This window comes from Mycobacterium sp. 852002-51163_SCH5372311 (assembly GCF_001667115.1).
In the GTDB taxonomy this organism is placed as follows: Bacteria; Actinomycetota; Actinomycetes; order Mycobacteriales; family Mycobacteriaceae; genus Mycobacterium.
Window position 1 is genome coordinate 47,456 of record NZ_LZIJ01000201.1, and the last position, 11,446, is coordinate 58,901.

At 65.8% G+C, this 11,446-nt stretch carries 10 protein-coding genes; 7 read left to right on the forward strand and 3 right to left on the reverse strand.

The features are described 5' to 3' along the window. Nucleotides 1–102 precede the first annotated feature (102 nt). Nucleotides 103–801 carry an ABC transporter ATP-binding protein gene (locus A5791_RS25040; protein WP_067242896.1) on the forward strand — a complete coding sequence of 233 codons (699 nt, stop codon included), beginning with the start codon at nucleotides 103–105 and terminating at the stop codon, nucleotides 799–801. Further along, nucleotides 798–3,302 (forward strand): FtsX-like permease family protein, encoded by a 2,505-nt coding sequence (locus tag A5791_RS25045; protein ID WP_067242898.1) that lies wholly within the window; start codon nucleotides 798–800, stop codon nucleotides 3,300–3,302. The genes A5791_RS25040 and A5791_RS25045 overlap by 4 nt, the downstream gene beginning before the upstream one ends. Here A5791_RS25045 and A5791_RS25050 read toward each other — a convergent pair. Together A5791_RS25050 and A5791_RS25055 are read right to left on the reverse strand one after the other, a co-directional pair. Further along, nucleotides 3,289–3,876, reverse strand: coding sequence for a DUF4389 domain-containing protein (locus A5791_RS25050; protein ID WP_067242900.1), 588 nt, complete (start codon nucleotides 3,874–3,876; stop codon nucleotides 3,289–3,291). The two genes, A5791_RS25045 and A5791_RS25050, sit on opposite strands and share 14 nt — an antisense overlap. Before the next feature lie 23 nt (nucleotides 3,877–3,899). Next, nucleotides 3,900–5,102 (reverse strand): NAD(P)/FAD-dependent oxidoreductase, encoded by a 1,203-nt coding sequence (locus tag A5791_RS25055; protein ID WP_067242871.1) that lies wholly within the window; start codon nucleotides 5,100–5,102, stop codon nucleotides 3,900–3,902. A gap of 72 nt (nucleotides 5,103–5,174) precedes the next feature. On the opposite strand from A5791_RS25055, the gene A5791_RS25060 reads away from it, so the two are divergent. Beyond that, the gene (locus A5791_RS25060; RefSeq protein ID WP_156661602.1) at nucleotides 5,175–6,101 is read left to right on the forward strand and encodes an antibiotic biosynthesis monooxygenase; all 927 of its coding nucleotides are present in this window, start codon (nucleotides 5,175–5,177) and stop codon (nucleotides 6,099–6,101) included. Nucleotides 6,102–6,109: 8 nt separating this feature from the next. On the opposite strand, the gene A5791_RS25065 is transcribed toward A5791_RS25060, so the two are convergent. Further along, nucleotides 6,110–6,979 (reverse strand): SDR family NAD(P)-dependent oxidoreductase, encoded by an 870-nt coding sequence (locus A5791_RS25065; protein ID WP_067242873.1) that lies wholly within the window; start codon nucleotides 6,977–6,979, stop codon nucleotides 6,110–6,112. A 49-nt stretch (nucleotides 6,980–7,028) separates the two neighbouring features. Here A5791_RS25065 and A5791_RS25070 point away from each other — a divergent pair, with 49 nt between their 5' ends. From A5791_RS25070 to A5791_RS25085, 4 genes are all read left to right on the forward strand, one after another. Then, nucleotides 7,029–7,616 (forward strand): hypothetical protein, encoded by a 588-nt coding sequence (locus A5791_RS25070; RefSeq protein ID WP_067242904.1) that lies wholly within the window; start codon nucleotides 7,029–7,031, stop codon nucleotides 7,614–7,616. 26 nt (nucleotides 7,617–7,642) lie between these two features. Further along, on the forward strand, nucleotides 7,643–8,794 hold the full coding sequence (locus tag A5791_RS25075; protein ID WP_067242876.1) for a serine hydrolase: 1,152 nt from the start codon (nucleotides 7,643–7,645) through the stop codon (nucleotides 8,792–8,794). Between the two features lie 156 nt (nucleotides 8,795–8,950). Beyond that, complete coding sequence (locus tag A5791_RS25080; RefSeq protein ID WP_067242878.1) at nucleotides 8,951–10,186, forward strand: Xaa-Pro peptidase family protein; 1,236 nt, start codon at nucleotides 8,951–8,953, stop codon at nucleotides 10,184–10,186. Between the two features lie 5 nt (nucleotides 10,187–10,191). After that, on the forward strand, nucleotides 10,192–11,319 hold the full coding sequence (locus A5791_RS25085) for a Xaa-Pro peptidase family protein (RefSeq protein ID WP_067242880.1): 1,128 nt from the start codon (nucleotides 10,192–10,194) through the stop codon (nucleotides 11,317–11,319). Nucleotides 11,320–11,446 lie beyond the last annotated feature (127 nt).

An 11,446-nucleotide genomic window follows, 5' to 3' on the forward strand; every position in this document is an offset into this window, starting at 1 on the left:
TTGTCGACGGTCGGACACTCCGGGGCGAGTAGAAGCACACTGTTGCATCTGCTCGGCGCGGTTATCGAAGCACTTGCTGCCTTGGACGGGCCGGATCGCGGCCTGACCGTCGAACTGCGCGACGTGGTGCGCCAATACCGTGTCGGCGGCCAGTCGGTCCGCGCACTGGACAACGTCAATCTGAGGCTCGACGGCGGACAGTTCGTGTCGATAGTCGGACCGTCGGGCGCAGGCAAGAGCACATTACTGCATCTGCTGGGTGCCTTGGACTCCCCCGATTCGGGGTCGATCACCTTCGACGGCAGGGAAATCGGCCGCCTCGGCGATGGGCAGCAGTCCGAGTTTCGGCATCATCGGGTGGGATTCGTCTTCCAGTTCTTCAACCTGCTGCCGACGCTCTCGGCGTGGGAGAACGTGGCCGTCCCGAAGCTGCTCGACGGTGTGCGGCTGGGCAAGGCCAAGCCGGACGCGGTTCGGTTGCTGGAGCGGGTCGGCCTTGGCAACCGGACCGAGCATAGGCCATCGGAGATGTCCGGCGGCCAGATGCAGCGAGTCGCGGTGGCGCGTGCGTTGATGATGGATCCGTCGCTGATCCTCGCCGACGAGCCGACCGGGAACCTTGATTCCGCCACGGGCGCTTCGATTTTGGAACTTCTGGCCGAAGTTGCACACGAGGAAGGCCGCAGCCGGCTGGTGGTGATGGTGACCCACAACCCAGAGGCCGCACAGGCGACGGATCGGGTTATCACACTGCAGGACGGCAGAGTCGGTTCCGACGAGTCGTTGCTGGTCCCGTGCTGAGACCCGGCTCGGCGATAGCCGCCGCGGCCAGCCGGCTACGAGTGTTCAGCGTCCGCGAACTCGCGGTCCATCGCCGCCGCACGATCGCCTCGATCGCCGTGATGGCGGTGTCCGCAATGTATCTGGTCGCGATATTCGGCATCTTCGGGTCGATCACCGGATCGGTGAACCGGTTGGCCGACGGCGTCGCCGGCATCGCAGCCCTGGAGGTGTCGGGTATCACCGACGCGGGATTTCCCGACACCATAACTGTCGACGTGGCCGCGGTCCCCGGCGTCGCGGTCGCGGCGCCGATGATCCGGACATCGGCGCCCACCGCGTCCGGTCACGTGCTGCTGTTCGGTGCGGACCAGAGCATCGCCGCGCTGGGCGGCGCGCTCAAAGACGCCGTATCGGGCCGGTTGACAAGCTCATCGGATCCGCCCAACGGTGTCCGCGTCGGCCCGGCGGTGGGAAACGCGAAAAACAGTACGTTCCAACTTGGTTCGGAGACGGTGACAGTCATCGAGGTGCTGGGCGGTAAGCAGCTTGCCGACCTCAACGGCGGGCACTATGTTCTCGCCCCGCTTGCGTTGGCGCAGAACATCACCGGGCGCCACGGTCAGCTCGACTCCATTTTGATCACCCTCAAGCCTGGCGTCGATCCGGCCCAGGTTCGCAAGGCCGTCACCGCCGCGGTCAACGGCCGGGCAGTGGTGGCCGAGCCCAGCATGCGGGCGACCCGGGCCGGCGACGGCGTCAAGATGATGAACTACATGGCGCTGATGGGCGCGATGGTTGCGTTGATGGTCGGCGCGTTCCTGATCTACACCACGATGACGATGGCGATCACCCAGCGCCGCCCGGTCATCTCGATGCTGCGCGCGATCGGCGGCCGGCGCGTCACCATCGTGCGTGACATGCTCGCCGAAGCGGCGCTGCTCGGACTTTTCGGCGGAGCTATCGGGTCGGTCGCCGGAATCCTGCTGGGCCGCATAGCCATTGGCCGATTGCCCGCGGCGATGACTCAAGGGCTGGAGGCCCGCGTCGAATACTGGCTGCCTGTCTACGCGATACCGGCGGCGCTGGCGGCCACCGCACTCACCAGCGTGGCGGCGTCGGCGATGGCCACCCGGCAGGTGTACAAGGTCTCACCGATCGAGGCGTTGGCGCCGGTCGGCGTCTCAGCCGCCGACCGGGTGCCACGGTGGCTGCGGATAACAACCGGGATAGGCGCGCTCACGGTGTTGGCGGCCTCGATGCTTATCGTGGTCACCCAGCGCGGCGTGGTGGCCTTCGCCGCGATGTCGGCCGTGTTCAGTGCCCAAGTGGCGCTCGGCTTCGCGCTCACCGCGGCTATCGTGCGGGCCACCGCCGCGACAGCCCGGATGTTCGGATCCTTCGGGGCATTGGCGGCGGCGACCATCGAGCGCGCGCCTCGACGAGTGTGGGCGACGGTGATGACGGTGCTGATCGCGGTCGTCACGACCATCGCGATCACCGGCACCAACACCGACATGATCCGCTCGGCGCGCGGCATCTTCTCATCGGTCGCCGAGGTCCCGGTATGGGTGAGCGCAAACGCCCCCGACAGCTACCCCACCGATACTCTGCCGCAAGGTCTTTCCGAAAAGGTGGCCGCGGTGCCGGGCGTCGCGCACGTCACCGAGGGCGCATACGGGTTCGCCGAGGTCGGCGGCACCCGGGTGATGCTGGACGGGTTATCGGCGGGAACCGCCGACGCACTTTTCCGCGCGCTCGACAACCGGGTTCGCGCCGAGCTGCTCGACGGTCGGGGCGTGGTACTGACCCAGAACCTGGGCAAGACGCTACACGTTCGGGCCGGTGATCGATTGCGCATGGAGACGCCGCGCGGCGTGCAAGAGACACCCGTGTTGGCGCTGGTGCCGTACTTCTCGACGGTCATCGGGACGGTAGGAATGAACCTCGATCAAATGCGCACCTGGTTCGACCGTCCGGCGGCCACCGTATTGCAGGTTTCGGCGGCTCCGGGCGTCGACCCGCGGCACCTGCTGAATGAGGTTCGCCGGGCGGTTCCGGCGTCGAACTACGTCTACGACGGTCGCGCCGCGTTGGCCGGACTCGAGGCGCCGATGCGGCAGAGCATGTTCATCGCCAATGCCGTCTGGATCATCGTTGTTGCGGTGGCCGCGGTGGCGCTGCTCAACACCCTGACGCTGTCGGTGCTGGAACGCCGCCGCGAAATCGGTGTGCTGCGCGCGATGGGATCCAGCCGCCGGTTCACCTTGCGAATGGTCCTGGTCGAGGCATTGGGGATCGGTGTCGTCGGAGGCGTGCTGGGGCTGGTGTTCGGCGTGACGGACCAGTGGCTGTTCAGCCTCGTCAGCGGCGAGATGATGAGCTTTCAAGTCAGCTTCCGGCCGAGCGCGATGGTGCTGGTCTTCACGATCGGCGCCTTGGCGATCAGCTTGCTCGGCTCGGTGCCACCCGCGCGGCGCGCGGCGCGACTCAACATCGTCGAGGCCGTCAGCGTCGATTAGACGCCGCTGGCTGCGAGCCGAGATCCATTCGGAATGGCGGATATTCGTCCCGCATCAACGAAACATACACCGCAACCCGGTACCGCCAGCGGACGATGCCCAGGAGGAGTTCGAAAATGCCGCGCGGGATCGTTCCGGTAAACAACAATGCCATCGCGGTGATCGGGGCCAGCACCTGCAGCAGCGGCTCCATTGCCCAGCACAGCAATATCTGCGGCAGCGCCAGCAGCCACTTCACCAGCACCGCCCAATTCGTAAGCCGCTCCGGATAATCCACTTCGAGATCGCCCGGGTAGTCGGGCCGGGGCGCCAGGGTGAAAGGCGGGTACTTGTCGGTGCTGTTCATCGGGAAGCGGTAATTCATCAGGCGCCAGGACCAGCGCAGCACGCCGACGTTGAAGTCGAAGATCGGGCGCGGGTACCGTCCGGTGCACAAGATGGCGACGCCCGCAACGGTTGTCAGCACCGGATACACCAGGTAGAGCGCAATCAATATCGGGTAATGCGGAACGGCCAGGACGCACCACTTGACGAGCCACAGCCAGCGCGAGGGCGCATCGAAATCGCCTCGCACACGTACCGGATATTCCGCATCGTTCATCGCTGTGCCGAGTGGATCGGCGCCCGGATCGGATGGGTCGCCCCCGTTAGATCGCGGCTGATCCGCGCCGACAGCCGACGGTGACTGGTGGAACGCAGAAACGTGGTCAGACTCCAGGTGTGCAGCCGGTCCGAGATCAAAGCAGCCGGGCGCAGTAAAGACTCGCCATGGGCGACCTGAAGCGACGCCACCCGCGACACCGCTGCGACCCTGCGTCGCCTGGTCTTCTCGTACCAGCGCAACGCGCCCGGGACATCACCGAACCTGATGCCTTGCCGGAAATCCGAAAGCGCCTTGCACAACACCATCGTGTCGAGCAACGCCTGATTCGTGCCCTGCGCGAGGGTCGGCGGCATCGTATGGGCGGCATCACCGAGCAAGGTCAGCACCCCGCGGCCCGGAGCGGGAATCGGATGCCGAAAATGCGGAAATGGCGAAGCGGCCAGGTCGTCGTCGCTGAGCTTCGCGAGTAGTAGATCGACTGAGTCGGTCCAACCAGCGAAGTTCGACCGGATCACGTCGATCGGACGGGTCGGCCTGACGAAGTCGGACGTCCACGGCAAATCGAACCACCACTGCAGCTCGCGCTCGCCCGCGGGCCAGAGGCCGAGATTTCCCCGGTCGCCGATCACAATCAGGCCGACTTGCTCGTCGGTGAGATTTGGGAACTCAGCCAGCCCCTGCCAGCTGCACCAGCCGGTCGGCTTCGCGTTCGGCGCACCTACCACGCCGCGGATCGTCGAGTGCAGGCCGTCGGCACCGATCAGCACATCGCCTTCGGCCGTGCTGCCGTCTTCGAATTCCACTCGCACCCCGTCGCGCGAAGTGGTGACTCCGACCGCACGAAAGCCGCATCGGATGCGTTCTCCCGGAAACCCTTCCAGCAGCCGCTGCAACAGGACGCGCCGTGGCACCATCCGTACCGGCGCTCCGAGCCGGTTCTCCATCGCCGTCACGTCCACGGTGGCGAGCCGGCGACCTCCCGACGTCATCACCCGAACGCTGGACAGCAGCTGACCGGCCCCGTCCATGTCCACGCCCAATTGTCGCAACACCGTCTCCCCGTTGGACCAGATGGTCACGGCACCGCCGCCGGCCTGCACGTTCGACCGCTGGTCGAAGACCGAGACATCGTGACCGTCGCGCAGCAGGCCCCGCGCCACGGAGATTCCGGCTACGGCGGCGCCGACAACCAGCACCCGAAGTGGTCGCCGCGCTGTGGCAACCGCTTCGCCGGCGGGCGCGCTGAACGTGGATGGTAGACAACTGACATGACTGTCGGCGCCACAGCGATCACGATCTTCCATCCGCCCTCCGATCCGCAGCGTTTCGACCGGTGGGTGACCGGATACCTTGCTTCGGCGCGTCACTGCATTGGACACGTATCCGCACGCCGATCGGTTCAGGGCAGCGGGCAGCTCGATTGGGCGGTCGAGGTCTCCTTCGAGAGCGCCGATCAGCTCGATGCCTGGCTCGACAGCGATGACCGTCAAGCCCTGCTCTCCGACGGTCAAGCGCAGGGCTGTTGGCGGTCCGCCGCTGATCTGATTCTCGCGCGGGGGGAGCTGCCACCGGCCAACACAGGCGTCTTCCTGCACAGCGTGACTCCCGAAAAAGAGGCCGAATTCGTCTCGGCTCAAAGCGATCTCACCACGGTCAGCTCCGGCTTTCCGGGATATGAAGGCACAGCCCTGTTTCCGGCAGATTCGTCGGGCCAGTGGATGTCGGTGCTCCGATTCCGGACGGCGGGTCAGCTGACCGGGTGGATCCGCTCGCGGGAGCGTCGGGAGGCGCTGCCACGGTTGCGCCGCGAACTGACCCGAGACTTCGCCGAGCTGTCACGTAGCGCGCCGTTCGGGTCGACGGTTCGAGTGGCCGACGGACAGACCAGGATCACGCCGGCCTGGAAGACGGCGATGCTGGTGGTGCTCTGCCTGTACCCGACAGTGATTCTGCTTTCCAAGTCGCTGGCGCCGGCGTTGAGCCACGCCGGCGTCGGACAGGCACTGGCGGTGTTCATCGGCAACGTCATCAGCGTCGCATTGCTGCAGTGGGTGCTCGTTCCGGCAGCCTCGCTACCGTTTCGGCGCTGGCTCGACCCCATCGATGGCGAACTGGCACGTATCAGCGTGGCCGGAGCCGTGGCGCTGGTTGTCGCCTATGCCGCGCTGGTGCTGATCTTCACGCTCACCGGCTAGCTGAGCGGCTAACCGCCAATCATGTTGTGCAGCTCCTCAACCGACCACGGTAGGGAGCCGCGGTGGTCGCGATATCCCAGCACCCGAGGTGTCGGCCGGTCGAAGCGACCGACGAAACCGCCTGCGGCAACGAAGATCTGGCCGGTCACACGAACCGACATGTCGCCGGCAAGATACGCGTAAAGCGGGGCCACGAACGCAGCCGGAGCAGCATCCAGCGAGGCCTGTCTGGTGATTTCATCAAGTAGTCCACGGCGGTGCAGATCTTCGATGTGTTCCTCGTACTCCGAGCCGGTCGACAGCCGCGTTCGCGCACCGGGACACACCACGTTTGCACGCACGCCATGGCCTTTCAGTTCCGCGGCGATCGCCATCGTCAGCCCGTTGACCGCGCCTTTGCCGGCCGGATACCCGGTGCCGCCATAGTCGCCGAGAAACGCCGCTGAGCTGGTGTTCACGATCGACCCATAGCCCTGGTCGGCCATCACCGGCGCGGCCACCCGGCAGGTGTGGAACACCGTGCCGACATGGGCGCTCATCAGGCGATCGAACTCCGCGGGTGAGATGTTCAGAATCGAGGAGCGGGGCGGTTCGGCGATCCCCGCGCAGTTGATCAAGGCGTCGAGCCGCCCGAACCTGCCGGTACATTCGTCGATCAGCGCCGCGGCATTGCGTTCCTCGTCTGCCGCCCCGGGCACTGCGGCGGCGCGCCCGCCTGCCGCGCTTATCGCTGCGATCGTCTCCTCGACGGCATCGGGATCGCGGCCATTGACGACGACGCCGGCACCGAGTTCGCAGAGTAATTCGGCGACCGCGCGCCCGATGCCGCGACTCCCGCCGACCACCACCGCGGCCCGGCCGGCCAGCAAACCCGCCATGTCAGGTCTCCTATCGTGTGCATCGCAACGCGAGGTAGTGTGCGATGCGATGAGAATCTCTCATACGGTGGTCGCCGGCCTGACAGCGGTGAGTCTGGTGCTGATGGCGGACGGTTGCAGCAGTAAGCCCACGCCAGCCACGGGTAGCCGCGGCCCGGCGCCGACATCGCCGGTGGCAGGTAAGCCGTCCGATTACGCCAAATTGTTGATCCAGGCCACCGATATCGTCGCGCCGGAACCGTTCACGGCCGGCCAGCCGACCAACAATCCCAATGGCCAACCGGGTGTCGCGACGACGTTCAGCACACAGGACGGCGTCCACGTCATTCACGACACGATCCAGGTGCTGGCGGACGGCGCCGCCGCTACGAATGCACTGAATGCGGCGAAGGGCGCGCAGACCAACACCTTGAAACACCCGGGAACGCAAACGGCCAACATCGGTACCGGCGGCACAACGTTAACGGGTAACGCACTGGACCACTCCAAGGGTGTGACGATACTGATGTTCACCGAGGGGAAGGCGTTCGTCACACTGCAATTCGATGGTCCCGTCGACTCGCTGGCGCCGCCGGACTTTGTCAACGACGTCGGTCAGAAGCAGGACGCGGCCGTCAAGAAGGGGCTCGGCGGCTGAGCGGCCCTCAACGAAACGGAGTCGACATGGACGACGTCGTGCACGGCCACTGTGACAGCACGTTCGACAACGTCCGCGCCGCGCTGGGGGACAACATCGCCTCCGGCGAAGAGGTTGGCGCATGCATCGCGATTGACATCGACGGTGAAACTGTCGTCGATATGTGGAGTGGTTGCACGGACTTCGCGCGTACACGGCCCTGGAACAAGGACACCATCGTCAATGTGTGGTCCTCGACGAAGACGGTCACCAGTCTGGCCGGCCTGATGCTCGTCGACCGCGGTCTGGTGGAACTGAACGCGCCGGTCGCTCGCTATTGGCCGGAATTCGCGGCAAACGGCAAGCAGGACATCACGTTTCGCCACGTGCTATCGCATACGTCAGGTGTTTCCGGCTGGGAGGCGCCGTTCACCACCGAAGACATGTACGACTGGGACAAGTCCACGGCGGCGCTGGCCGCCCAAGCTCCGTGGTGGGAGCCGGGAACCGCGTCGGGCTATCACGCGCACAACCAGGGCCACCTCATCGGCGAGGTGATGCGGCGGGCCACCGGGCGCTCGCTCAGGGAGTTCGTCCGAGACGAAATCGCCGGCCCGCTGGGCGCCGACTTCCAAATCGGTGCCAGGCCCGCGGATTACGGCCGGATCGCCGAAATAGTGCCGCCGCCACCGCTGGACTTGCCGCTGGAGATGCTCCCCGAAGACAGCCCGATGCGCAAAACCTTCAGCGGACCCCCACCTAACGCCGACGCCGCCAACACACCGGCCTGGCGCGAAGCCGATATGGGCGCACTCAACGGCCACGGCAACGCGCGTTCTTTGGCGACGATCTTGTCGGCAGTTTCGTTGGGCGGCACGACGCGTGGGGTTGAGCTGCTCAAGCCTGAGACCGTCGAGCTGATCTTCGAGGAGCAGGCCAACGGTGTCGACCTCGTCCTGCCCGCCCCCGTCCGGTGGGGCATCGGTTATGCCCTGGCGAAGAACAAGGCCCTCCCCTATGTTCCGGACGAAAAGATCTGCTTCTGGGGTGGCTGGGGCGGCTCGATGGTGGTGATGTGCCCGGACCGCCGCACCACCATCTCCTACGTCATGAACAAGATGGGTCCTGGAATCCTGGGCTCGGACCGGATGGCGACCTACGGGACGCTGATATTCGACGCGCTTACGTCGTCGGTGTGAGCGCCGGTTTGACATCTAGCTTGACCCTGCGACCAGGGTGTGCAAATTTACGAAATCTCCGCACTGGCCGCAGGCTCGCCGCCATTACCGCAGGCTCGGCGGACAAGCTGGCGCAGGGTAACGTTCGATACTTCTCAGCTATCTAGAAGGACCCCGATGCCCCACACCCTTACTGCCAGCGGCACGGTCCTCGACATTCCCGACGAACCGGACTGGGCGCGCATGCGTTCCGAGACGGGGGCGCGGCTGCGGTCCGCGATGGCCAAATACGGCGTCGACGCGCTGATCCTTTTGATGAACGGCCATGTCCAATACGCAACCGGGGTCAGTTGGCCGCTGCTGGACGCCGGTCTGTCGCACGTGGAACGCCCGGTGGCGGTCGTTCTGGCCGAGGATGTGCATCCGCATCTGTTCCTCCCTTTTCGCAGTGGCGCTGCATCGGAGCCGCCGGTTCCGGCTGACCATCTGCACGACCCGGTGTATCTCGAATTCGACTACGGTGTAGCCTATTTCGCTTCTGTACTGGCTGGGCTGATTCCACCGGGTTCGGCAGTCGCCGTCGACGAACTGACCGGTGCGATGCGCCGCTCGGCGGCGACGCTGTTTCCGTCGGGCCCGCCGTCGGACGCAGCCGTCGTGGTCGGCGCAGCGCAGCTGGTCAAGACCCGCGACGAGGTCTCGTGCATTCGCCGGGCGTCCCGGATTACCGAACAGGCCATGGCCGATGTCCAGCAAGCGCTGGCGCCGGGCGTGCGGCAGATCGATCTTTCCGCCGCGCTGGTGCGCCGCGCGTTCGAGCTGGGTGCTACCGCCAACATGCTGGAGGCGATCTGGCAGGTGATGCCCGCCTCACGCGAGGCCGGTGTGTGGACTACCCACGGCGATCTGGCGCTTCCGCTATTGCCCACCGATCGTGAACTGGCAGCCGGCGACGTGCTCTGGACCGACATCAGCTTCAGCTACGCCGGATACTGTTCGGATTTCGGCCGCACCTGGTTGGTCGGCGCGCGACCCACGGCAGCGCAGCAGGACCAGTTCCGGCAGTGGCGTTCCGTTTTGGACGCGGTGCTCGCGGTAACCAGGGCCGGCGCCACTTCAGGAGATCTGGCCCGCGCGGCGATCGCCGCCTACGGTGGCCGAAAACCATGGCTGCCGCACTTCTATCTGGGCCATGGCATCGGGACCTATCCCGCCGAAACCCCAATGATCGGAACCGATCTGGGTGAACAGTTCGACGACAACTTCGTCTTTCCGCCCGGCATGGTCCTGGTTCTGGAACCCGTGGTGTGGGAGGACGGTACCGGCGGCTACCGCAGCGAGGAGATCGTGGTGATCACTGAAGACGGCTACACGCCGATTACCGACTACCCCTACTCCCCCTACGGTGACTGAGCCCAATGACAACTGAGGTGGTGCCCGACGCCCGGCAATTGCGGGTCGGGCGCCGAGAACGCGCACTGGCCCAAATGCAGGCGCACCACCTCGACATCCTGGTGCTCGGGCGGCAAGCCAACGTCCGCTATGTCACCGGCGCCCCGCAGCTGTGGATCGCCGGGACCCGACCATTCGGCCCGGTCTGTGTCGTGGTGCGCGCCACCGGCGACATCTACCTCAACACGACCGACGACGAAGGCGTCCCTGAGGAAATCGGCCACGATCACCTTTACGGATTGACCTGGAATCCGCTGACCCTGATCGACATTTTGAAGAAGATCGACGGGGCGGATACGGCGCGCAGGGTCGGAACCGATGCGATCACACCGACTTTCGCCGTACTGCTGCCCGACGCGTTTCCCAACGCCGAGCTGGTGGACGGAGAGCCGGCCATGCGAGCGGCGCGACGCATCAAGACGCCCGACGAGATCGCGGCCATGGGTATGGCACTGCGAATTGCCGAAGGCGGACTTGCGGCGGGGGTAGCCGAACTACGGGCCGGGCTGTCCGAGCAGAACCTGGTAGGTGCTGTGCTGGAAGCTATGGCGGCGGGCGGGGTGAGCACACCTGCGACCCAAGACTCGGCGTGGGTGACCTCCCGTGAACATCCGTGGCAGCGTGCGCGCCCGCACGGCGCAGTCCGGAAAGGCGACCTTGTCGCATTCGCCGCCGGCGCATTGGCCGGCGGATACGTCGGCGAGGTGGGCCGTACCTGGCCGGTGGGCGAGACAGGGCCTGAAGCGCGCGTGCTCTTTGAGCGCTCGAATACGTTGTACGACAGGCTGATTAAGGCCTGTCGGCCCAGCGCCTCCACCGCCGAGCTGCTCGGCGCCTACGAAGCGGCCGGTGAGCCCATTCCGCCCATGCCGGTGGCGTACGGACTGGGGCTCGGGTTCGATCCGCCCGTGGTTTCTGAGATGCTCTCTGCCGCAGATGAACACGAGCACCTTGAGCCGGGGATGGTACTGGCGATCACGGCCTACGTGTGGGAGGAAGGCGTCGGCGCAGTCCTTCGCCGAGACACCATCCACATCACCGAAGACGGCGCTGACGTGCTGACCAGCAGCCCATTGTGGGATGACGCGGCATAGGTCACGGGCCACGGCTCGAGGTACGGGTGTTGTCGTGGCGTCAAACGGGGTCGTCGTCGTCGTTGTGTAGGAATCGTTCTGGGTGGTGGAACGCGTTGGTTCTGGGCTGTCCCTGGTCTAGGTGTGG